At 32.7% G+C, this 24,784-nt stretch carries 22 protein-coding genes and 2 tRNA genes; 21 read left to right on the forward strand and 3 right to left on the reverse strand.

What is annotated here, in order from left to right; all coding sequences use genetic code 11:
* The first annotated feature begins 70 nt into the window (after positions 1-70).
* From Q5I67_RS03290 to Q5I67_RS03390, 21 genes are all read left to right on the forward strand, one after another.
* Positions 71-145: transfer RNA gene (locus Q5I67_RS03290), tRNA-Gly, on the forward strand.
* A gap of 54 nt (positions 146-199) precedes the next feature.
* Positions 200-1,528, forward strand: a complete 1,329-nt coding sequence (locus Q5I67_RS03295) for an anion transporter (RefSeq protein ID WP_302486351.1) — start codon at positions 200-202, stop codon at positions 1,526-1,528.
* 55 nt (positions 1,529-1,583) lie between these two features.
* Positions 1,584-1,658, forward strand: a tRNA-Gly gene (locus Q5I67_RS03300).
* A 182-nt stretch (positions 1,659-1,840) separates the two neighbouring features.
* Entirely contained in the window at positions 1,841-3,133 is a 1,293-nt protein-coding gene (gene tig / locus Q5I67_RS03305; protein ID WP_296897630.1) for a trigger factor, read from the forward strand.
* Between the two features lie 41 nt (positions 3,134-3,174).
* Positions 3,175-3,783 (forward strand): ATP-dependent Clp endopeptidase proteolytic subunit ClpP, encoded by a 609-nt coding sequence (gene clpP / locus Q5I67_RS03310; protein ID WP_296922430.1) that lies wholly within the window; start codon positions 3,175-3,177, stop codon positions 3,781-3,783.
* Between the two features lie 35 nt (positions 3,784-3,818).
* Complete coding sequence (gene clpX, locus Q5I67_RS03315) at positions 3,819-5,072, forward strand: ATP-dependent Clp protease ATP-binding subunit ClpX (protein WP_296897046.1); 1,254 nt, start codon at positions 3,819-3,821, stop codon at positions 5,070-5,072.
* A 124-nt stretch (positions 5,073-5,196) separates the two neighbouring features.
* Entirely contained in the window at positions 5,197-7,509 is a 2,313-nt protein-coding gene (gene lon / locus Q5I67_RS03320) for an endopeptidase La (protein ID WP_302486352.1), read from the forward strand.
* The gene (yihA, locus tag Q5I67_RS03325) at positions 7,510-8,178 is read left to right on the forward strand and encodes a ribosome biogenesis GTP-binding protein YihA/YsxC (RefSeq protein ID WP_296897050.1); all 669 of its coding nucleotides are present in this window, start codon (positions 7,510-7,512) and stop codon (positions 8,176-8,178) included.
* Between the two features lie 229 nt (positions 8,179-8,407).
* Complete coding sequence (ulaG, locus tag Q5I67_RS03330; protein ID WP_278402837.1) at positions 8,408-9,511, forward strand: L-ascorbate 6-phosphate lactonase; 1,104 nt, start codon at positions 8,408-8,410, stop codon at positions 9,509-9,511.
* 23 nt (positions 9,512-9,534) lie between these two features.
* Positions 9,535-9,990, forward strand: coding sequence for a PTS sugar transporter subunit IIA (locus tag Q5I67_RS03335; RefSeq protein WP_289145903.1), 456 nt, complete (start codon positions 9,535-9,537; stop codon positions 9,988-9,990).
* 30 nt (positions 9,991-10,020) lie between these two features.
* Positions 10,021-11,502 (forward strand): PTS ascorbate transporter subunit IIC, encoded by a 1,482-nt coding sequence (locus tag Q5I67_RS03340; RefSeq protein WP_302486353.1) that lies wholly within the window; start codon positions 10,021-10,023, stop codon positions 11,500-11,502.
* Between the two features lie 75 nt (positions 11,503-11,577).
* Entirely contained in the window at positions 11,578-11,880 is a 303-nt protein-coding gene (locus Q5I67_RS03345; RefSeq protein ID WP_289145916.1) for a PTS sugar transporter subunit IIB, read from the forward strand.
* Between the two features lie 78 nt (positions 11,881-11,958).
* Positions 11,959-12,729: a DeoR/GlpR family DNA-binding transcription regulator gene (locus Q5I67_RS03350; protein WP_302486354.1), complete on the forward strand. Its 771-nt coding sequence runs from the start codon at positions 11,959-11,961 to the stop codon at positions 12,727-12,729.
* Positions 12,730-12,731: 2 nt separating this feature from the next.
* Complete coding sequence (locus Q5I67_RS03355) at positions 12,732-13,571, forward strand: L-ribulose-5-phosphate 3-epimerase (protein ID WP_302486355.1); 840 nt, start codon at positions 12,732-12,734, stop codon at positions 13,569-13,571.
* 16 nt (positions 13,572-13,587) lie between these two features.
* Positions 13,588-14,634: a hypothetical protein gene (locus Q5I67_RS03360; RefSeq protein WP_302486356.1), complete on the forward strand. Its 1,047-nt coding sequence runs from the start codon at positions 13,588-13,590 to the stop codon at positions 14,632-14,634.
* Positions 14,635-14,657: 23 nt separating this feature from the next.
* Complete coding sequence (locus tag Q5I67_RS03365; protein ID WP_289145924.1) at positions 14,658-15,353, forward strand: L-ribulose-5-phosphate 4-epimerase; 696 nt, start codon at positions 14,658-14,660, stop codon at positions 15,351-15,353.
* A 180-nt stretch (positions 15,354-15,533) separates the two neighbouring features.
* On the forward strand, positions 15,534-17,786 hold the full coding sequence (gene pflB / locus Q5I67_RS03370; RefSeq protein ID WP_302486357.1) for a formate C-acetyltransferase: 2,253 nt from the start codon (positions 15,534-15,536) through the stop codon (positions 17,784-17,786).
* A 63-nt stretch (positions 17,787-17,849) separates the two neighbouring features.
* Positions 17,850-18,584: a pyruvate formate-lyase-activating protein gene (gene pflA / locus Q5I67_RS03375; RefSeq protein ID WP_302486358.1), complete on the forward strand. Its 735-nt coding sequence runs from the start codon at positions 17,850-17,852 to the stop codon at positions 18,582-18,584.
* A 92-nt stretch (positions 18,585-18,676) separates the two neighbouring features.
* Complete coding sequence (locus tag Q5I67_RS03380; protein WP_270638607.1) at positions 18,677-19,129, forward strand: AsnC family transcriptional regulator; 453 nt, start codon at positions 18,677-18,679, stop codon at positions 19,127-19,129.
* 169 nt (positions 19,130-19,298) lie between these two features.
* Positions 19,299-19,778, forward strand: coding sequence for an AsnC family transcriptional regulator (locus Q5I67_RS03385; protein ID WP_018999795.1), 480 nt, complete (start codon positions 19,299-19,301; stop codon positions 19,776-19,778).
* A gap of 18 nt (positions 19,779-19,796) precedes the next feature.
* Positions 19,797-20,981: a pyridoxal phosphate-dependent aminotransferase gene (locus Q5I67_RS03390; protein WP_302486359.1), complete on the forward strand. Its 1,185-nt coding sequence runs from the start codon at positions 19,797-19,799 to the stop codon at positions 20,979-20,981.
* 148 nt (positions 20,982-21,129) lie between these two features.
* On the opposite strand, the gene Q5I67_RS03395 is transcribed toward Q5I67_RS03390, so the two are convergent.
* The 3 genes from Q5I67_RS03395 to Q5I67_RS03405 all read right to left on the reverse strand — a co-directional run bounded on the left by Q5I67_RS03395 (position 21,130) and on the right by Q5I67_RS03405 (position 24,622).
* Positions 21,130-22,797, reverse strand: a complete 1,668-nt coding sequence (locus Q5I67_RS03395; RefSeq protein ID WP_302486360.1) for a SulP family inorganic anion transporter — start codon at positions 22,795-22,797, stop codon at positions 21,130-21,132.
* A 330-nt stretch (positions 22,798-23,127) separates the two neighbouring features.
* Entirely contained in the window at positions 23,128-23,628 is a 501-nt protein-coding gene (locus Q5I67_RS03400; RefSeq protein ID WP_302486361.1) for an O-acetyl-ADP-ribose deacetylase, read from the reverse strand.
* A 34-nt stretch (positions 23,629-23,662) separates the two neighbouring features.
* Positions 23,663-24,622: a DUF2971 domain-containing protein gene (locus Q5I67_RS03405; protein WP_302486362.1), complete on the reverse strand. Its 960-nt coding sequence runs from the start codon at positions 24,620-24,622 to the stop codon at positions 23,663-23,665.
* Positions 24,623-24,784 lie beyond the last annotated feature (162 nt).

A 24,784-nucleotide genomic window follows, 5' to 3' on the forward strand; every position in this document is an offset into this window, starting at 1 on the left:
TCAGTGGTAGAGCATCACCTTGCCAAGGTGAGGGTCGCGAGTTCGAGCCTCGTTTCCCGCTCCATATCATGCGGAAGTAGCTCAGTGGTAGAGCATCACCTTGCCAAGGTGAGGGTCGCGAGTTCGAGCCTCGTTTTCCGCTCCATTTGATAAATATCCCAGTAGAAATACTGGGTTTTTTTGTTTATAATATATAAAAATGAATATTAGAGCAGGTGATAAAATGAAACCATTTATGCAAGAATTTATCGCAGGATTTATTTTGATCATGGTATTAGTTGTATTTACAGTAGGTGGATTAAGTAATTTACATGATGCTCAAGAATTAGTGGCGGGACTTATATTATTAGCTACTTTGATTGTATTTACCTTAGGCAAAAGCCCAGTATTTAGGGTAGATAGAGCAGGTATGTCTATTATTGGTGCGTCGTTAATGACAGCTTTTGGTATTTTGTCCCTTGAAGAAGCCGTCCAAGCAATTGATGCCAAAACTATTGTAGTATTATTTTCATTGATGGTAGTTGTAAGTAATTTAAAATTAGCAGGATTTTTTACATATATAGGCAAAGTAGTATTCACTCATATTCATACAGGAAAAACTTTATTATTAGCAGTAATTTTTATGTCAGGAATTTTATCTTCTATTGTAATTAATGATATTGTTTGTTTATTATTCACACCTGTAGTTATCATGATATGTTTGAAAGTAAAGGTAAATCCTATTCCTTATTTGCTCGCGGTTGCGATGGCTTCAAATATTGGTAGTGCTTGTACATTTATTGGTAATCCTCAAAATGTATTAATAGGTAGTTTATCTCAAGTTCCTGCTGGAGAATATTTCTTATCAGCAGCTCCGATATCTTTTTTAGGTTTAATCATGCTTTATTTAGCAATATCATTTAAATATAAAAATGATTTATCGGTGAGCTTTGAATATAAGAGCGATAACAATAGCATCATTCATAAATATTTATTGAGTAAAACAATAATTGTATTAGCACTTGTCATTATTTTTTATTTAGTTGGTTTCGATTTATCATTGACAGCAAGTTTTGGGGCAGCATTTTTATTGATTAATGCCCGTATAAAACCAGAACGTGTTTATGAAGATATAGATTTTAACTTATTAATTATGTTCATTGGCTTATTTATCATCATTGCTGGCGTAGAAAAAAGTGGTTTACTTGATTTAATAAATAGTTTTTTACCACCAGAATATATGAAAGAAATACCACTGTTTTCAGTGATGGCAATAGTGCTTTCTAATATAGTAAGTAATGTACCAGCTGTATTACTTTTAAGATATTATATTCCTGTAGATGAACAAATATTATGGCAGGCTTTGGCTTTATTATCCACAATTGCAGGCAATTTAACAGTTTTTGGCTCTATTGCGAATTTGATTGTTATTGAAATAGCTAAAAAACAAGGGATAAAGATTACATCACGTCAATATTTAAAAATAGGTTTTCCGCTTACAATATTATTATCCATAATCAGTATCGTTTGGTTTGAATTTATAAATTAAAAGTGTTGACTTTTTGTTATTTATCATTTATAATAATTTATGTTGTTAAAACAGTGCGGAAGTAGCTCAGTGGTAGAGCATCACCTTGCCAAGGTGAGGGTCGCGAGTTCGAGCCTCGTTTTCCGCTCCATAAGAAATTGGTCCCCAGTCAATAAAGACTGGGGTATTTTTGTACTTAGACTTGTTTTTATGAAAGTATTGTGATATCATTCATTTAGTATAGTAGGTGTACTGTGACTATTAAGATGAATGACAGTAACATATACAATAAGAATTTTGGTTTACTAGTTAAACAGGAGGTTTTTTTTTACAATGAACGTTACTACAGAAAAGATCGAAAATCATAAGGTAGTACTTACAATTGAAGTACCAGCTGAAGAACTTGATAAAGGTATTAAAGCTGCTTGCAAATCCCTTGCAAATCGTGTAAATATCCCTGGTTTCAGAAAAGGTAAAGCTCCTCGTCGTATTCTTGAAATGAATATCGGTAAAGAAGCTATCTTAGATGAAGCTTTTGATCGCGTTGCACAGAAAGCTTTTGATGAAGCTTTAAAACAAGAAAACTTAGATCCAGTAGATCGTCCACAGGTTGACATCGTAACTTTAGAAGAAGGCAAAGATGTAGTATTCAAAGCTACTATTACTCCTGTTCCAGAAGTTACTCTTGGCGAATACAAAGGATTAAAAGTTGCTAAAGACGCTGTTGAAGTAAAAGATGAACAAGTTGAAGAACAAGTAAAAAATATCTTAAATCATCATGCAAAAATGGTTGACGCTGAAGAAGGTGCAACTGTTGCAAACGACGATTTCATCACTTTAGATTTCAAAGGTGAAGTTGACGGTGTAGCATTCCCAGGTGGCGAAGGTAAAGATTATCCACTTCAAATCGGTTCTCATTCTTTCATCGATACTTTTGAAGATCAACTCGTTGGTCTTAAAGTTGGCGAAGAAAAAGACGTTAATGTAACATTCCCAGAAGAATATCATGCTAAAGATTTAGCTGGTAAAGCTGCTGTATTCCATTGCAAAATTAACAGCATTAAACACAAAGAAATGCCTGAACTCACAGATGAATTCGTAAAAGAAACTACTTCTTATGAAAACATCGAAGATATGAAAGCAAAACTTCGTGAAAACATTGAAAAAAATGCACAGCGTGAAGCAGATACTAAACGTCGTAACGAAATCTTAAAACAAGCTACTGATAATATCACAGTTGATATTCCAGAAGTTATGATTGAAAACCGTGTAAGCAACATGATTCAAGAACTTTCCGTAAATCTTGAAAACCAAGGTATGAACCTTGATGCTTATTTAAAATATGCTAACATGGATATAGCAAAACTTCGTGAACAGTACAAAGAAAGTGCTGCAATTGCAGTTAAAACTGACCTTATGTTAGATGCTGTAGCAAAAGCTGAAGATATCAAAGTTGAAAACGCTGATATCAACGCTGAAATCGCTTTACTTGCTGCTACTTATGGTACAACTCCACAAGAAGTAAGCAAAATTATTAAAAAGAACCACAGCATTGGTAACTTAGTAGCTACTGTACTTCACAAAAAAGCTGCTAACTTCATCATTGACAGTGCTGTAGAAGCTTAATTAGAAAACAAAAAGTAATATTTTTGACCGGGGTGAATGATATGAACTATGTACCAATGGTAGTTGAACAATCAGGACGTGGTGAACGTGCCTATGATATTTATTCTCGTCTATTAAAAGACCGTATAATTTTTTTAGGTGGTCCTATTGATGATAATGTAGCTAACGTGGTAATAGCCCAGCTTCTCTTCTTAGAATCTGAAGACCCGGATAAAGATATTCACCTTTATATTAATAGTCCCGGCGGTGTTGTTACTGCCGGGCTAGCTATTTATGATACTATGCAATATATCAAGCCAGATGTATCTACAATTTGCATTGGTCAAGCTGCTAGCATGGGTTCTGTACTTTTGGCAGCTGGTGCAAAAGGCAAACGATATGCCCTTCCATATTCTCGTATTATGATACATCAACCTCTTGGCGGAGCTCAGGGACAGTCTACAGATATTCAAATTCAGGCTCGTGAAATTTTGCGTATTCGTGAAACTTTAAATGAAATATTAAGTCGTCATACTGGGCAGTCTGTAAAAAAACTTACAGAAGATACAGAACGTGATAATTTCATGTCTGCATTAGAAGCTAAAAAATATGGTTTGATTGATGAAGTAATCGTTCGTCCACAAAGCGAAAAAGAAAAAAGTGATAAGTAGTAATCATAAGTTGCTAAGATAAGAGGTGAATGTTGTTGAATTTCGGTGAGGGTAATAAAGGCCAAATGAAATGTTCATTCTGTGGAAAAACTCAGGAACAAGTGCGTAAATTAGTAGCTGGCCCAGGAGTTTATATCTGCGATGAATGTGTTAAACTTTGCAATGATATTGTAGAAGAAGAGGTTAGCGATAATGAGCCTGTAGAAGTTAAAGAATTGCCAAAACCTAAAGAGATATATGACATTTTAAATCAATATGTTATAGGCCAAGAAGAAGCAAAGAAGTCTCTTTCGGTAGCAGTTTACAATCACTATAAACGTATAAATAGAGTTATAAAGCAGGATGATGTTGAATTACAAAAGTCCAATATTTTAATGTTAGGGCCAACTGGTAGTGGAAAAACTCTGCTTGCACAAACATTAGCCAGAATATTAAATGTTCCTTTTGCTATAGCCGATGCAACATCACTTACAGAAGCAGGTTATGTTGGTGAAGATGTAGAAAATATTCTACTAAAATTAATCCAAGCTGCTAATAATGATATTGAACAAGCTCAAAAAGGTATCATCTATATAGATGAAATTGATAAAATTGCTCGTAAATCCGAGAACCCTTCAATAACAAGAGATGTTTCTGGTGAGGGAGTGCAACAAGCACTTTTAAAAATCCTAGAAGGTACAATTGCTAGTGTTCCACCACAAGGTGGAAGAAAGCATCCTCATCAAGAAGGCATGTTACAGATTGATACTACAAATATTTTATTTATTTGTGGTGGTGCTTTTGATGGTATTGAAAAAATAATAGATGCACGCTTAGGACATAAAAACCTTGGTTTCGGTGCAGATATAAAAAGTAAACGCAAACAAAGTACAGGTGAAATTTTAAAACATGTTTTACCTGAAGATTTATTAAAAAGTGGGTTGATACCAGAATTTATAGGACGTGTTCCTGTAATAGTTACTTTAGAGTCTTTGACAGAAGATGCATTAGTAGATATTTTGGTAAAACCTAAGAATGCTTTAGTAAAACAGTATAGCAAACTTTTGGAAATGGATGGTGTGAAACTTCATTTTGATGATGAAGCCTTGCATTTGATTGCCAAAGAAGCTTTGGAGCGTAAGACAGGTGCTAGGGGACTTCGCTCAATTATTGAACGTATTATGCGTGATGTAATGTTTGAAATACCTTCCAAAATGGGTGCTGTTTCTTGTGAAATAACTAAAGAGATTATTGAAAAGAAAAAAACTCCTGTAATAACTTATGCTGACAAAAAAGCTGTAAAAAAATAACTTATTTTTAGCAAAGTAACAGGATATTAATATGCCATTAATAAAGAGTTGTTGCCAGGCTAAATAAAACCGCAGCAACTCTTTTTTATAATAAATATTTTATACTCATAGGAGGATTTCTTTCGTGGGGAAAAAAAGTACATTGAGCTTTTTACCATTAAGAGGAATGGTATTATTTCCAAATAATGGAGCACATATTGATATAGGTCGTGATAAATCTGTTGCGGCACTAGAAGAATGCTTGGCACATGGCAGACAGATTATGCTTAGTGCTCAAAAAGATATTGAATTAGAAGATCCAAAACGTGAAGATGTATATGAGATTGGTACAGTATGTCAAGTACAACATGTTACTAAACTCAATAATGGAATTATGCGTGCTCAAATAGAAGGTTTATATCGTGCACGTATTTTAGATTTTCGCGATGATGGTTTATTCATTGAAGTAGATGTCGAAGAAATTGAAGAAGATAAGACAGACAATAAGGAAATTCAGGCACTTATAAGAGCATGTATTTCTAAATTTGAAGATTGGGTAAAACTGAGTCATAAAATACCACCAGAAGTCATGATTGCAGTCAATGTGGCTATGGATGATGGTAATGTTTTATGTAATGTAGTGACTAATCATTTAAATTGCAAATATCAAGATAAACAAGAAATCTTAGGTATCGTTGATTTAAAAAGCAGATTAGAAGCTCTATATAAATTACTTCTTCAAGAAGTAGAGATTATGGAGCTTGAAAATAAAATAGTTTTTGATGTGAATAAGCAAATGAATAAAATGCAAAAAGAATATTATTTGCGTGAACAGATAAAAGCTATTAATAAAGAATTAGGCGAAGATGATGAGATAGCAGAAGCTATCGAAGAATATCGCCAAAAGATGAAAGAACATACTTATCCAGAGTATGTTACAGAAGCCTTAGAAAAAGAGTTAAAACGTCTAGAACGCACAAATCCAGCATCTCCAGAAATGGGTGTAATTCAAAATTATATTGAATGGGTGCTTGATTTACCATGGGATGTAGAAAATAAAGAAGTCATAGATGTAAAAGAAGCACAAAAAATATTAGATGAACATCATTATGGGCTTACAAAAGTAAAAGAACGTATTATTGAATATTTATCTATAAAAGCTTTATCACCAGATATAAAAGCACCTATTATATGTTTAGTAGGGCCTCCTGGTGTAGGTAAGACTTCAATTGCAACTTCTATAGCAAAGGCTTTAAATCGTAAATTTGTCAGAGCTTCTTTAGGCGGTGTACGTGATGAAGCTGAAATCAGAGGCCATCGTCGCACATATGTAGGAGCTATGCCTGGTCGTATCATTGAAGATATAAAAAATGCAGGTAGCAAGGATCCATTATTCTTATTGGATGAAGTGGATAAAATGGCATCAGATTATCGTGGTGATCCTGTATCTGCTCTTTTAGAAGTATTAGATCCAGAACAAAACAGCACATTCTCTGATCATTATATTGGGCTTGCATTTGATTTATCTAAAGTAATGTGGATAATCACAGCTAATGATTTAGGTAATATTCCTCGTCCACTTCGCGATCGTATGGAAATCATCATGCTTCCAAGCTATACTGAAGTAGAAAAAATGCATATAGCAAAAGAACATTTACTTGATAAAGTAAAAAAAGCAAACGGTCTTAAAAAATCTCAGGTAAATATGTCTGATGAAGTAATCAGTAAAATCATCGAAGATTATACTCGAGAAGCTGGTGTGCGTGAATTAGAACGTCAATTATCTAAAGCTTGTCGCAAAGCTGCCTATAAAATAGTTACAGAAAAGAAAAAATCTGTACGCATTACTAAGAAAAATATAACTGATTTCTTAGGTAAGGCAAAATATACAGAAACTAAGGCTGAAAAAGAAAATCAAGTAGGTCTTTGTACTGGTCTTGCATGGACAGAAGTTGGTGGTGTTATCTTACCAGTAGAAGTAGCTATATTAAAAGGTAAGGGTAATTTAATTCTCACAGGACAACTCGGCGACGTGATGAAAGAGTCTGGTAGAGCAGCACTTACATGTATACGAGCTCGTTCAGAAAAATTAAAGATAAATGAAAAATTCTATGAAGAAAATGACATTCATGTACATTTTCCAGAAGGTGCAGTACCAAAAGATGGCCCATCTGCAGGTATCACTATGACTACAGCTATAGTATCAGCACTTACAGGCAAGAAAGTAAGAGCTGATGTAGCTATGACTGGAGAAATTACTCTTCGTGGCAAAGTATTGCCTATTGGCGGATTGAAGGAAAAATCTTTGGCAGCTTATCGAGAAGGTATTTATACTGTAATCATGCCAAAAGCTAATGAAAGAGATTTAGATGAAATTGCACCAGAAGTAAAAGCTAAGATGAAATTTATTCCTGTAGATACTATAGATGAAGTTTTAAAAATAGCGTTGGTGGATTAAATGACACAGACAGATATACAAGAAAATAAATCAAATAAAATAAAAGCACAAGATAAAATAAATATTATTCGAGCTAAATATATTGCTTCAGCCGTAAAAAAAGCTCAGTATCCTGAAGAACGCTTAAAAGAAATAGCTTTTATCGGTCGTTCTAATGTGGGTAAATCCTCATTGATTAATTCTTTGACACGTGTGCATAATTTAGCACGTGTCAGTGGTCAACCAGGAAAAACACAGACAATCAATTTTTATGAATTGACTGCTAGATTTAATGAAACTGGTGAAGATAAATTATTTCATTTAGTCGATTTACCAGGATATGGCTATGCAAAAACAGCTCAGACTAATCGCAAGCAATGGGCAAAATTCATTGAAGAATACTTTTTACATTCAGAACATCTTCAATTTGTTTGCCAGCTCATAGATATTCGTCATGAGCCTATGAAATCAGATAAAGAAATGTTTGATTGGCTTATAAAGAATAATATTCCTGTGCTTATTATCGCTACTAAAGCTGATAAAATCAGCCGTGGAGCAGTGAATAAACAAATAGCTCAAATTCGCAAATCTTTAGGTGTAAAAGAGATAGATATCTTGCCATATTCTTCGCCAAAAAAACAGGGAAGAGTAGAGCTTTTAAATGTAATTTATGAAATGTTAGTTGATTAATGAAAAGTGCCTTTAACATATGTTAGAGGCACTTTTTTTATTTTATGAACGTTTGGTACATTTTTATGATTGATATATCAAAAATAGTTTTCTTTTTATAATTAAAATTTAGATTTTACACAAAACAATCATAAAATAAGCAAATAATCATATAAATATGTTGACAAAAATCATAAAAATGATAAAATTAAAGCATAAGATACATAACAATCGTAAAGGGGAATAAAAAATGAGTAAGATTGATGAAATTACAAGAGAAAAATGGATTATGAACACATTCCCAGAATGGGGAACTTGGTTAAATGAAGAAATAGAAAATGAAGAAGTAAAACCAGGAACTGTAGCAATGTGGTGGCTCGGTTGCACAGGAATGTGGTTCAAAACACCAGGAGGTTGCAATATAACAGTAGATTTATGGTGTGGCAATGGTAAACGCACTCATGGTGATGGCAAGATGAAAGTTGGTCATCAAATGGCAAATATGTGTGGTGCAAGAGCAATGCAACCAAATTTAAGAGCAGTGCCATTTGTTATTGATCCTTTTGCAATCAAAGGTGTAGATGCAGTTTTAGCAACACATTATCATCAAGATCATATGAGTGCAGAATATGCAGCACATGTTATTCAGAGCAATATGACAACAGTTGATGAAAACGGCAAAGAAATTCCAGTTCCATTTATCGGACCTAAAAAATCTGTTGAACTTTGGCAAAAATGGGGCGTTCCAGCAGATAGATGCATTACTGTAAAACCTGGTGATAGCATTAAAATCAAAGATATTGAAATCATCGCTTTAGATTCTTTTGACCGTACTTGTATCGTAACAACTGATTCTCAAGGCCCAGATAGAGAAGAATTAACAGGAAAATGTCCAACTGATATGGATGATAAAGCTGTAAACTACTTGATTAAAACTCCAGGTGGAAATATTTATCATAGCGGTGACTCTCATTATTCCATTTACTTTGCAAAACATGGAAAAGATTATGATATTGATGTAGCATTTGGTTCTTTTGGTGAAAATCCAGTAGGAATGCAAGATAAAATGACATCTATTGATATCTTACGCATGGCAGAAGCTTTGAAATGCAAAGTAGTAATTCCTATCCATTATGATGTATGGACAAACTTCATGGCAGATGTAAATGAAATCAAAGTTTTATATGATATGAAAAAAGATCGTTTAGGATATAAATTCCATCCATTCTTCTGGGAAGTTGGCGGTAAATATGTATATCCAACAGATAAAGATAAAAGAGCATATCATCATAGACGCGGTTTTGAAGATTGCTTTGAAGCACCACAAAATATACCATTCCGTTCACTTTTATGATGAGTTTAGAGGAGAAATATATTATGTTAAGAGAGTTTGTTGAACAAAAGCACGTAAAAATAGCAAAAGAAGCAAAAGATTGGCAAGATGCTGTTCGTATGAGCTGTGAAGTATTAGAAGCAGATAATACAGTAGAAGCAAATTATAAAGAAGATATAATTGCTTGCATAGAAAAATACGGACCATATATTGTTATTGCACCTAATATCGCTATGCCCCATTCTCAAGAAGGGGCACAAGGCGTACACAAAACAGCAATTGCCTTCATGAAATTGGATAAACCAGTAAGTTTTGAGCCAGGTAATCCAGAATTAGATGCACAATTATTCTTTACTTTAGCTTCATGTGATTCAGCACAACATTTAAATAATATGCAAAAATTGTCTGAATTGTTATCAAATGAAGAATTAGTTGAAGAATTAGCGAAAATAACTTCTGTTGAGGATCTTTTAGAATTACAAAAAAAATATTTAGATTAAGAGCAATAGACAGGGAAAGGAGGTAGCTAAATGGATATTTTAATAACTATCTGGGAATATTTTGCAAATAATATTTTACAAAAACCAGAATTTATGATTGGTTTTATCGTAATGATCGGCTACATATTATTGGGAAAACCATGGTATGAAACTTTAGGAGGAACATTAAAAGCCATTGTAGGTTATTTGATCTTAATGGTAGGTTCTATAGGGTTAACTTCAAATTTCCGTCCAGTATTGGTAGGATTAAAAGACCGCTTCCAAATGGATGCGATGGTTATTGATCCTTATTTTGGACAAAATGCTGTTACTGCTGGTGTTGAAGAAGTATTTGGTAAGGGCTTCGGCGATGTAATGATTTTGCTATTATTAGCATTTATCGTAAACATCATTTTAGTTAGATTTTCCAAATATACTAAGATGAGAGCATTATTTACAACAGGTCATATCCAGGTACAACAGGCAGCTACTGCATATTGGTTAATATTATTTGCATTGCCAATGCTTTCTGACAATAGATTAGGCTTATTGATTGTAATGGCTTTATTGCTCGGTGCATATTGGTCTGTTGGTGCAAATGTAACTGTAAAACCTTGTCAGGAAATTACAGATGGGGCAGGTTTCTGCATTGCCCATCAACAAATGTTCGGTATCGCTATCAACTATTGGTTAGCTGGAAAATTATTTGGTAGAAAGAATAAAAAAGAAGATGAAAATAAAGATATCGATGATATTGAAATGCCAGGATGGATGGCAATGTTCAACGATAACATGGTATCAGCTTCTATATTGATGTTGGCATTCTTTGGAGCTATATTATATATCTTAGGTGAAGATTATTTAATCCAAGGCGGATTTATGAAACAAGGCGACAGCATGTTATTCTATGTAATTGAAACTTGTTTATACTTCGCTGTAAATTTAGCTATCTTACAATTAGGAGTTCGTACATTCGTAGCAGAACTTACAAATTCTTTCCAAGGTATCGCTAATAAATTATTACCAGGTGCAATTCCAGGTGTAGACTGTGCCGTTATCTTCGGTTTTGGTTCTCAAAATGCTGTTACATTAGGTTTTATCGCAGGTTTCTTCGGTCAGATGATTGCTATTGCAGCTCTTGTATTATTACAAAGCCCAGTATTAGTAATAGCAGGGTTCGTACCAGTATTCTTTGATAATGGTTCTATCGGCTTATTTGTAAATAAACGCGGTGGTTTAAAAGCTACATTGATATTACCATTTATCTCTGGTATTTGTCAGGTATTTGGTTCTGCTATCATCGCTGGTTGGGTTGGCATGGCAGCATATGGCGGATACTTAGGAATGTGGGACTGGGCTATTATTTGGCCTATCTTTACAGTAGCTATGGAATACTTAAGTTATATCGGTGTAGCTATAATCTTGATTGCAATGATTGTAATACCACAGCTTGAATATAGAAAAGATAAAGAAGGTTACTTCTTAATCACAGAAGACTATGAAGCTTATAAAGAATTAAAAGCTACAAAATAATTTTAAATAGGTTATAATGAATAAATATACAACTATCTAATCAACATATTATATATAAAAAAGGAGCGTTTTATCATGACTAATGCAAATTTAAGTTTTCTTGTTTGTTGTGCAAATGGAGCAGGTTCTTCTTTAATGGCTCAATTGGCTTTGGAAAAAGTATTGAAAAAAAATAACATTAAAGCAGCAAAAGTACATCATTGCCCTTTATCTGAAGGAAAAAGCAGTGCTACTCAGTATGATGTAATCTTATGTGTACAAAACTTTGTAAATATGTTTGCTGATGCTCAGAAAAAAGGCAAAACAGTTATTGGTTTAAAAAATGTTATGTCTGCACCAGAAATAGAGACAAAATTAAAAGAAAATGGTATCATTTAAATAAGACTAGAATAATCAAAGGGTTCTTTTATGAATCCTTTGATTATATCTTATTATAGATACGAAAAGGTGAATTTAATGAAAAGAGAACGTGCATATGTAGATAATAGAAGAAATAAAATTTTAGAAATAATGAAGACAAATCCGAAAGTAAGAGTGGACGAATTAGCTAAAATATTTGATGTGTCACTGATCACTATTCGCAGAGATTTGCAATTTTTAGAAGATAAAAAATTATTGATTCGTTTTTATGGCGGAGCTACTTATAATAAAGTGGAAGAAACTAAAGAAGACGAATTAGATATGTATAAAACTTTGATTGCTAAATATGCAGCATCTTTAGTAGAAGATGGAGATTCTTTATTCATTAATACAAGTAAAAATGCATTAGAAATTTTAAAATATATAACTTGTAAAAATGTGACTGTAATTACTAATAATGGTAAAGTTTTGAATATGGATTATCCAGAAGATATAAGTGTTATATTGACAGGTGGAGAAATAAGACATCCTAAAGATGCTATGATTGGCGATTTTGCCATAAGAAATGTACAAAATATTTTTCCTAAAAAGGCATTTATAGGTTGCTCAGGTATATCTCCTGTATCTGGTATGACAACTGAAATAGCTGGAGAAGTAAAGGTAAATGAATTAATGATAAAAAACGCGACAAAAGACGTTTATATTTTAGCAGATCATACAAAAATTGGTAAAAATAGTAGTTTTACAAGTGCAAGCATAAAGGAAATAAATCATTTGATAACTGATGAAAAAGCACCAGTAGAAGTACTAAATGAATTAAAAAATTTAGGAGTGAAAATTCATCAGGTTCATAAAGGAGATTTTTAGATATGAAGGCTTATTCAATTGGACTTTATGAAAAAGCTATGCCTGGTAATTTATCGTGGACAGAAAAGATATTAGCTGCTAAAAAAGCAGGATATGATTTTATAGAAATTAGCATCGATGAAACTGATGAAAAACTAAAACGTTTAGATATGTCAAAAGAAGAACGTATAGGATTAGTTTCATTGATGCAAGCATTAGATATGCCTATCCGGACCATGTGTTTAAGTGGTCATAGAAAATATCCATTAGGAAGCAATGATCCGGAAATTAGGCAACGCAGTATGGAAATAATGGAAAAAGCATTACAATTAGCAGATGATTTGGGAGTAAGAATTATTCAATTAGCAGGATATGATGTATATTATGAACAGAGTAATAATGAAACCAAGAAATATTTTCTGAATAATCTGAAAAAGATTACGGAAATGGCAGCTTCTAAAGGTATTTTAATGGGATTTGAAACAATGGAAACAGAATTTATGAATACTGTACAAAAAGCTATGTCATATGTAAAACAAATAGATTCTGTATATTTGAATGTATATCCAGATTTAGGCAATATAACTAATGCAGCTGTAAGCTATGGAAAAGATGTTAATAATGATTTAGAAACAGGTCGTGGAAAATTAGTTGCTATGCATTTAAAAGAAACAGTTCCAGGAAAATTTAGAGAAATACCATTTGGAACAGGTCATGTAGATTTTGAACATGGCATAAAAAAAGCATGGGAATTGGGTGTTCGTAGATTTGTAACTGAATTTTGGTATACTGGCAATCCAAATTGGCAAGATGATTTGAATTTTGCAGTGAAAAAAATGACAGATATATTAAATAAACAGTAATGGAGTATGATATAAAATGAAAGTAAATAAAAAAGTTATTTCTAATTTAACAAAATGCTATTCTATTGCACCTTTAAAATATAATGGTCAAGAACATATTTTAGTAGCAGCTGAAAAACATGATCCTTGTTATTTATTTGATTTAGATGGTAATAGAGAAGAAACAATTTGGACTGAACCAGGTGGCGTTATGAGTATGGTACAAGTGCCAAATAGTAATGGTGTATTTTTAGCTACACATAAATTTTATTCTCCAAATGACTCCAAAGAAGCCAAAATCATAATTGCTACACCAAAAGGAAAAGATGATTGGGAAATAAAAACATTAGTAGAATTACCACATGTACATCGTTTTGATATAGTGACTAGAAATAATGTTAATTATTTAATCGCTTGTACATTGAAATCGGGTCATGAATATAAAGATGATTGGACTAATCCAGGGAAAATTTATGTTGGTGTTTTGCCAGATGATTTAAGTGCTTTTAATGAAGATAATCAATTACCATTGACTGTATTAAAAGATAATTTATTGAAAAATCACGGTTATTATAAATTTGTAGAAGATGATATTCAAAAATGTATTGTTTCTACAGATAATGGTGTATTTATCTGCACTCCTCCAGAAGATGCTACTAAACAGTGGAGCATTGAACAAATTCTTGAAGAACCAGCTAGTGATGCAGTATTGGTAGATATGGATAATGATGGCGAAAAAGAATTAATCAGTATTTCTCCATTTCATGGCGAATGCATCAATATTTACAAAAAAGAAAATGGCAAATTCAATAAAATTTATAGCTACACTACAGCAGATTTTGCTCATGCTATCTATGGTGGAGAATTTATGGGCAAACCTTCTGTGATTATCGGTCATAGAAAAGGTGAAAGAAATCTATTGTGCTTCACTTATAATGATGAAACAAAACAATATGAAGTAGAAATCTTGGATAAAGATTGTGGCCCAGCTAATGTATTTAAATTTAATAGAAATAATGAAGAAGTATTAATTTCCACAAATAGAGAAATTAATGAAGTAGCAATGTATACATTTGAAAAATAAAAAATATAAAGGAGAAGTTAAACATGTTAGAAGAATTAAAAAAAGCAGTTTATGAAGCTAATATGTTATTGCCTGAATATAAATTAGTTACTTTCACTTGGGGTAATGTAAGTGGAATTGATAGAGAAAAAGGTCTTTTTGTAATTAAACCAAGTGGAGTAGATTATAATAAATTAACACCAGATGATATGGTAGTTATGGATTTACAGGGTAATAAAGTAGAAGGAAAATATAAACCATCATCAGATACACCAACTCATTTAGTTTTATATAATAGATTTCCAAAAATTGGCGGTGTAGTGCATACGCATTCATCATGGGCTACAAGTTGGGCTCAAGCTGGTAGAGATATTCCTTGCTATGGTACTACACATGCTGATTATATATATGGAGAAATTCCTTGTGTACGCAATTTGACTAAAGCGGAAATCGAAGATGATTATGAAAAAAATACAGGTATATTGATTGCCGATGAATTTGAATTAAGAAAAAAAGATTATATTGCAGTGCCAACAGTTTTATGTAAAAATCATGGTGTATTTTCTTGGGGTAAAGATGCTTTTGAAGCTGTACATAATGCAGTGGTAACAGAAGAAGTAGCTAAAATGGCTGGCAGATGTGAAATGATAAATGCTCGTGTACAACCAGCACCTCAAGAATTACAAGATAAACATTATTATCGAAAACATGGAGCAAATGCTTACTATGGACAAGATTAAATAGATTGAGAAATGAGATTATAGTAATAGATTAAAACTATAATCTCATTTTTTTTTGATTAAAATTTTATATTTACTATAAATAAAATATGTATTATAATTATTTTAAATGGTAAACAATATAAGTGATATATAAAAATTATGACAATATAAATATTTAATAAAGAAAGGATTTTTTCAATGTTAGAAAAGACAGAATGGAAAGGTTTCAATGGTCGCCTTTGGAAAGAAGAAATAAATGTTCGTCAATTTATTCAGGATAATTACACTCCATATGATGGCGATGAAGAATTTTTAGCTGGGCCTACACAGGCAACTGATAAATTATGGTCTATATTACAAGGATTGCAAAAAGAAGAAAGAAAGAAAAATGGCGTCCTTGATATGGAAACAGAAATTGCTTCCGATATCACTGCATATGGACCTGGCTATATTGATGAAAGTTTTAAGGATTTAGAACAAATAGTAGGCTTACAGACAGATAAACCATTAAAACGTGCATTTTTGCCAAATGGTGGTATAAAAATGGCTGTACAGGCATGTGAAACATATGGCTATAAAGTAAATCCAAAGCTTAAAGAAATATTTACAAAATATCGCAAGACACATAATACAGCCGTATTTGATGCGTACACTCCAGAAATGATGAAAGTTCGCCATAATAAAATTTTAACAGGATTGCCAGATACTTATGGTCGTGGTCGAATTGTTGGTGATTATCGCCGTGTAGCTTTATATGGTATAGATTTATTAATTGAAGAAAAATTAAATGATAAGATGCACTGTGGCGACGGCACTATGACAGATGATGTAATTCGTCTTCGTGAAGAAATCGCTGAGCAGATTAAATGTTTAAAACAGATGAAGGAAATGGCACAAAGCTATGGATATGATATATCCAGACCAGCTCAAAATGCTAAAGAAGCAATACAATGGCTTTATTTTGGTTATTTAGCAGCGATTAAAACTCAAAATGGTGCAGCAATGTCCATTGGTCGTGTCAGCACTTTCTTAGATATCTATATTGAAAGAGATTTGAAAAATGGTGTTTTGACAGAAGAGCAAGCACAAGAATTGATTGACCATTTCACTATGAAGTTGCGTATGGTAAAATTTGCCCGTATTCCTTCATACAATGAATTATTCTCTGGTGATCCAGTATGGGCTACTTTAGATGTTGCAGGTACTGGTGTAGATGGTCGTTCTTTTGTAACTAAAACAGATTTCCGTTTCTTGCATACACTTGAAAATATGGGGCCTTCTCCAGAACCAAATTTGACAGTGCTTTATTCTTCAAGCTTGCCTGAAGCTTTTAAAGATTATGCAGCTAGAATTTCTATAAAAACAAGTTCTGTTCAATATGAAAATGACGATGTAATGAAACCTATTTGGGGCGATGATTACGCTATTTGTTGCTGTGTATCTGCTACTCAAACTGGTAAGGAAATGCAGTTCTTTGGGGCACGTGCAAATCTTGCAAAATGTTTGCTTTATGCTATCAATGGCGGTGTAGATGAAAAAACAGGACAGCAAGTTGGCCCAGCATATAGACCGATTACTTCCGAATACTTAGATTATGATGAAGTGATCGCTAAATATGATGAAATGATGGATTGGCTCGTTGGTATATATGTTAATACTTTAAATTTAATTCAGTATATGCACGATAAATATTTCTATGAAGCTTCACAGCTTGCATTGATGGATACAGATTTAAAGAGAACATTTGCAACAGGCATTGCTGGTTTCTCACACGTTGTTGACTCTCTTTCTGCAATTAAATATGCTAAAGTCAAAGTAATTCGTGATGAAAATGGTATCAGTAAAGATTTTGAAATCGAAGGAGATTTCCCTCGTTATGGTAATGATGATGACCGTGCAGATGAAATCGCAGTTTGGCTCTTGAAAACATTCATGACTAAATTGAAAAAACATCATACGTATCGTAATTCTGAACCAACAACATCTATTTTAACTATCACATCAAATGTCGTATATGGTAAAGTAACTGGAGCTATGCCAGATGGTCGTCCTGCTGGTGTGCCATTATCTCCAGGTGCAAATCCTAGCTATGGTGCAGAAAAAAATGGTTTACTCGCTTCACTCAACTCACTTACTAAATTACCTTATGAATGGGCTTTAGATGGTATTTCTAATACTCAAACTATTAATCCTGGTGCATTGGGTAATAATGAAGATGAACGAGTTAAAAACTTAGTTCAAGTAATGGATGGATATTTTGACCAAGGTGCACATCATTTAAATGTTAATGTATTCGGCAAAGAAAAATTGATCGATGCTATGGAACATCCAGAAAAAGAAGAATATGCAAACTTCACTATTCGTGTATCAGGTTATGCAGTTAAATTCATTGATTTGACAAGAGAACAACAATTAGATGTAATAGCAAGAACTTGTCATGAACATCTTTAATATTAATAATTGAAATGATAAAAGGAGCGTAACAGCTCCTTTTTATTTTAAGGAGAGAATTTCATGGAAAAAATATTGGGAAGAATACATTCTGTTGAAAGTTTTGGCTCGGCTGATGGGCCAGGTGTTCGTTATATAGTATTTTTGCAAGGTTGTAATATGCGTTGTAAGTATTGTCACAATCCAGATACATGGAAATGTGAAGGCGGTCAGCTTTTGTCAGCTCAAGAAATATTGCAAAAAGCCAAACGTTATAAAGCTTATTGGAAAAATAATGGCGGAATAACAGTAAGTGGCGGAGAAGCATTATTACAGATAGATTTTGTATTAGAATTATTTAAATTGGCTAAAGAAGAAGGCATCAATACTTGTTTAGATACATCAGGTAGTCCGTTTATAAGAATGGAACCTTTTTATAGTAAATTTAAAGAATTGATGAAAGTCACCGATGTTTTTCTGCTCGATATAAAGCATATTAATGACGAGAAACATCGCAATTTGACAGGTAGAACGAATGCAAATATTCTCGATATGGCAAAATGTTTATCTGAACATGGTAAAAAAATATGGATACGCCATGTATTAGTGCCACAAATAACTGATGATGATGAATATTTACAGCAACTACGTACTTTTATAGATACGTTAAAAACTGTAGAACGTGTAGAAGTATTACCTTATCATACTTTGGGTGTATTTAAATGGAAAAATTTAAATATACCGTATGCACTTGAAAATATTGAACCACCAACAAAAGAACGAATTGAAAATGCAAAAAAGATATTAGGTGCTATTTAATAAAAAATGAATGATATTCATATTTACTTGACTGTATAATCTATAGTTTGTTACAATAAAAACCAGATATTTTGATAAACGAGGATTATATTATGCTTACAAATTTTGATAAATCACTATTAAATATTATTCAAAGAAATTTGCCTATAACAGAACGTCCATTTTTGGAATTGGCTAAGATTTTAAATACGACAGAAGATAATGTAATAGAGCGTTTACGTTATTTAAAAGAACATGGATATATTCGTCGCATTGGCCCATTTTTTGATTCAGGAAAATTAGAGTATAAAGGAACTCTTGTGGCTTTGAAAGTAAAAGAAGGCTATATGCAACAAGTAGCTGAATTTATAAATCGCTATCCAGGGGCTACGCATAATTATGAACGTGAAGGCGAATATAATTTATGGTTTACATTGCTCACACATAGTGAGGAAAAGAGAAAGCAAATATTAGATGAAATCAAAGCCCAAGAAGGCGTAGAAAAATTGATGAATTTAGTATCTAATAAAAAATATAAGATAAATGTGCAATTTAAATTAAAATGATTTTATTTAGATTGATATATGTTTATAAAAGATAACAATGTTACAAATAAATCGAGTGATTTAGAAAAAATTTTGATTTATTTAGTAAAATAAAAGATTTTTTTATTTGACGATAAAATAAAGATAAAAAACGCTGTAATAGTTGATTTTATTGAAGAAAGGCAGATAAATGGATTTATTAGATAAACAAATTATTAGAATTATGCAAGATGAATTTCCTCTTGTAAAAGAACCTTATAAAGAATTTGCAAAAAAACTTAATATATCTGAGCAGGAATTATTAAATCGTTTGCGAATTTATAAAGAAGAGGGTAAAATTCGTAAAATGGGTGCTGTACTTCGCCATGTAGAAGCAGGATTTCGTGCAAATGCTCTTTGTGCATGGGTAGTGCCAGTGGATAAATTAGATGAGATAGCACAAAAATTAGCCCAGTGTCCATCTATTTCTCATTGTTATGATAGAAATACTACTCCAGATTGGCCTTATAATATCTATACGATGATACATGCTCATACACGTCAAGAGTGTGAAGTGATTGCGGAAAAATTGGCCAAAGAGAATAATCTTCAGCAATATACTATGCTTTATTCTGTGAAAGAATGGAAAAAGACAAGTATGCGATACTTTGATGAAGCTGAAGATGAATAATTTTTGGAAGGTGATTTAATGGTTTCAGAAAAAATGTATGAATTGGGTACAAAGAAATCTACTATTCGTACTATTTTTGAATATGGTCGCAAACGTGCGTTAGAAGTAGGAGAAGAAAATATCTATGATTTTAGTATAGGTAATCCAAATGTTCCTGCTCCTGAATTTGTAAAACAAGCTATCATTGATATTTTAAATGAAATGGATCCATGTGCTGTACATGGTTATACTGTAGCTCCAGGTAATCCAGAAGTTAGAGAAGTTTTAGCTAAAGATATCAATCGCCGTTTTGGCACTAATTTTACAGGTAAAAATTTATTTATTACTGGCGGGGCAGCTGGTGCGATTACAATTACTTTTAAAGCTTTGAGTGAAGCAGGTGATGAATTCATCACATTTGCACCATATTTCCCTGAATATAAATGCTTTGTAGAGTCCACAGGTGCTAGTTTAAAAGTAGTTCCTGCCAAAATAGATGATTTCCAAATTCAATTTGATAAATTTGAAGAAATGATAACTGCAAAAACAAAAGCGGTTATCGTAAATTCACCTAATAACCCTAGTGGTGTCGTGTACAGTGAAGAAACTATTAAGAAATTGGCTGAAGTTTTGACTGCAAAATCAAAAGAATATAATCATCCAATTTTCTTGATTTCTGATGAACCTTATCGTGAAATCGCTTACGATGTAGATGTACCATATTTACCAAAATACTATGATAATACTATTGTTTGCTATTCTTATAGTAAATCTTTCTCACTTCCTGGTGAACGTATCGGCTATATTGTAGTACCAGATGAAGTAGCTGACTTTGGCAAAATCTATGGTGCTATTGCTGGGGCTGCTAGAGTATTGACTCACGTAAATGCTCCATCTTTATTCCAATTAGTAATTGCTCGTTGTGCAGGCAAACAATCTGATATGTCCACTTATGAAAAAAATGGTAAATTACTCTACAATGGACTTATTAAAGCTGGTTTTAAATGCGTAAAACCACAGGGAGCATTTTATCTTTTCCCACAATCATTAGAACCTGATGATTATGCTTTCTGTAAACGTGCTCAAAAATATGATTTATTATTAGTTCCAGGTACAGATTTTGGTTGCCCAGGACATTTTAGAGCTTCTTATTGCATAAAGACAGAAACAATTGAAAAATCTTTGCCTTTATTTAAAAAATTAGCTGAAGAATATAAAAAATAAAAACAAATAAATAAAAGGATATTGTTGATGATGAATAGATTTATCAATGATATCCTTTTTATATATATTTATGATGATTTTTAGGTTTACATTATTAAAGATAAAAAAGCTCTATAGATTTTTATTCTATAGAGCTTTTTTTATAAATTTATTTATCTTGATGTTTTGTTTTTTCAGCTAAGTCAGCTTCACATTTTTCAAGAGCTGTAGAGAATTTACGCCAGAGGTGTTTTCTGCCTAATGTGCGGAACAATCCAGCACGATACATATGACGGCGAACTTGTGGATTAGCTTCACAAAGATAAACTTCGATACCGCGTTTTTGAAGATGTTTAACGATTTCATTGAGCATTTTAAGACCACTTAAATCTACGAATGGCACGCTTTCAAAGCGTAAAATCAGAGATTTTGGATCTTTATCGATATGGGCAAGAGAACGTTCAAAAGCACTTACAGCACCGAAAAAGAGTGGGCCTTCGATAGTATAAACGAGCATTTCAGGGTGATGTTCTAATTCTTTTTGAAACTCAGGTTCAATTTCTGTATGATGAATAGCATGGACATCAACAGAAAATACCATTTTACGCATGAATTGCAAAATAGCAAGTACGACACCAACGTTTACAGCAACTACTAAATCAGTGAAGATAGTCAAAAAGAATGTGATGAGCAAAATAAGAGAGTCGGCACGAGGTGCAACACGGATAAGGCGAATAAAATTCGGTACATCACTCATATTGTAGGATACGACGAATAAAATCGCAGCCATAGAAGCAAGGGGAATATTAGCGGCAAGAGGTGCTAAGAAGAATAATACTAAGATTAAAAATACGCAGTGTACTAAACCTGCAAGTGGACTTGTACCGCCTTGACGAATGTTTGTAGCAGTACGAGCGATAGCACCAGTAGCAGCGATACCACCAAAGAGTGGACAAACGATATTTGCAAGACCTTGACCAAATAATTCTTGATTGGAATTGTGTTGATGACCTGTCATACCATCAGCAACAACAGCAGATAATAATGATTCGATAGCACCGAGCATAGCAATAGTGAAAGCTGGGCCAATCAAGGAAAATACATCAGAAAGAGAAATTTCTGGAATAGTAAAACTTGGTAAACCTTGAGGAATACCACCAAAAGCAGTGCCGATAGTAGCAACGCCAGGAAATTGATAGTATGATTGAATACAAGTAGCAACAATCATTGCCCAAAGTGGTGCAGGTAATTTTTTGGCAAGTGGAATTTTAGGCATGATTAAGATAATAGCAAGGCTGATTAAGCTAATCATGAGTGTAGGCATATGACTTTGTGGTAATGATAAAATCATCAAGTAAAGTTTTTCATGGAACATTTCCGCATGAGCGATTGGCGGAAAACCAAAGAAGGATTGCCATTGACCAACCCAAATAGTAACACCGATACCAGCGGTAAAACCTACGATAACAGGAGCAGGAATAAAGCGGATGACATCACCGAGTTTGGCGATAGACATTAAAACTAAAATAATACCAGCCATCATTGTAGCGATTTGTAGACCTGCTAGACCATATTGCATCAAAATGCCACTGAGTAAAACGATAAATGCACCTGTAGGGCCTGCGATCTGTACACGAGAGCCACCGAAAATAGAAACAAAAAATGCGGAAATAATAGCAGTATAAATACCTTGAGCAGGAGATACACCACTGGCAATAGCAAATGCCATAGCAAGAGGCATAGCCACGATACCGACAACTATACCAGCGGAGATATTTTTCCCTAAATGTTCAGACTTGAATAAACCAGCGTTATAAGCTTCTTTTAATGCGATCAACAGTAATTCTCCTTTAGTAAAATATTAAATTGTTAAATGAAAACGAAAAAATATGTAAGGTTTTTAATGATTTATTGCATGATAGATTTTGCAATTTTTTTTGAGAATGAGCAAATTAGATTTGCAAATTGTCATTATCTATGAAAGACCTCCTTTAGAATAAAAAATAAAAAGTAAAAATTAAGTATAAAAGTATAAAAAGACACAAGGAATAGTTTAACACTAGAATTTAAGACTAGCAATAAAATTTAGGTGAAAAATAAAAAAGGAATTAGCAAAATACTAATTCCTTGTAAAATATTAGTGAAAAAATGATATGAATTCATAAATTTACAGATTAAGATATTGTTGATACATATTATAAGTTCTTTCATCAAAACAAGAGAAAATGATATCAAGTTTATAATCTTTGTGCAAGTTTAGCCATGATTTAACTGTAGAGATAGCAATTTTTGTCGCTTCTTCTAGTGGATAATGATATACACCAGTGGAGATAGCAGGAAAGGCGATACTGTGAATATCATGTTTTAAAGCCAAATCTAAAGAATTTTTGTAGCAATTGGCAAGTAATATAGCTTGATCTTTTTGAGTAGAATAAATTGGGCCTACTGTATGAATGACATATTTTGCCTTTAATTTATATCCTTTAGTGATTTTAGCTTCACCAGTTTCACAGCCACCGAGAGTGCGACATTCTGCCAGTAGCTCATGCCCTGCACGGCGATGAATAGCACCATCGACTCCGCCACCGCCGAGGAGCGTTTTATTCGCAGCATTGACGATTGCATCACAATCGAGAATAGTAATATCACCTAAATCAATAGAAATCATATTAAACACCTTCTATAAAATTTAATTAATTAAATCATCTAATAGGAATCTTGGAAATAGTTATCTTTGTCTTTTTCAAGCCATTAGCTTTGAGAAAATGATTTAATTCTTGTTTATTTTGTCTACACATAGCACCGAGAGTGATTTCAGGAATGAGTTCACTATCCCAAATATCAGCTAAACATAATTTATGATAACTGCGGATTTCATTTTTGAATAAAGCAAAATGTGTTTTTTCTATAGATGAAGTTTTCAATAATGAATGAAATTTATCGTTTAAAGGTTTGAGTGTGGCTGGCAAAATAATATTACGGCTCATGCTCAAAAAATCTTTTTTCATGGATAAAGTTTTGGGATAAAAGAGCAGACGAAATTCATGTTCATCAGCAAAATAATTATTTTTAGCAAAGTTCATGACTTTATTATAGGCGATGACTAAAACGATAAAGCCGTATTGTTCAATATATTTTTGAAATGGCTCATTATAATTGCGGACTTGTTCTTCAAATAAATCGTAAAAACAGGCACAGATATGAGATAATTTATCTAAGATTTCAGCATCGCTATAGAGAATTTTTTCAAGTTCTGTTATAGAAAAGTGGGAGTAATCTTTGAAATTTACATTGAGTTTATCCATATTGATACCGATACAAACGCCACTATAACTAGAAGCATATCTTTCCCAATGTGAGAGATTATCTTTTTTATCTGTTAAGCTAAGCGAATAACCATCACTTTTTTTGAGATAGTTTTTTAAATCGGGCATATGAATTTCAAAGCTCTTTTTTAATAAAGATAGATATTGTTTAAAGTTGTCATCAGTGGAATTATTTATAATATCGTTCATATCTTTGAGCATATGATTTACAGTATAATATCTCTCTGATTTATCATTAGAAGATTTTAGATTGGTCAGCCAAAGCTCACGACTCATGATGATATTATAAAGTGAATTGATTGATGTATAATGATAAAAAATATTTTGTCCGTCCATAATTATTACCTCGTAGAAGTCTTATTAATTATAATTATGAGAGTGAATAATTATAATTGCAATAGAGAAAAATTTTGTTAAGTAATAAATATATTAATAAAATTATACTATAATGTAACATTCTTTTAAGATAATAGAAAAAATGTTATAATATCAATACAA

Source organism: uncultured Megamonas sp., assembly GCF_958438645.1.
In the GTDB taxonomy this organism is placed as follows: Bacteria; Bacillota; Negativicutes; order Selenomonadales; family Selenomonadaceae; genus Megamonas.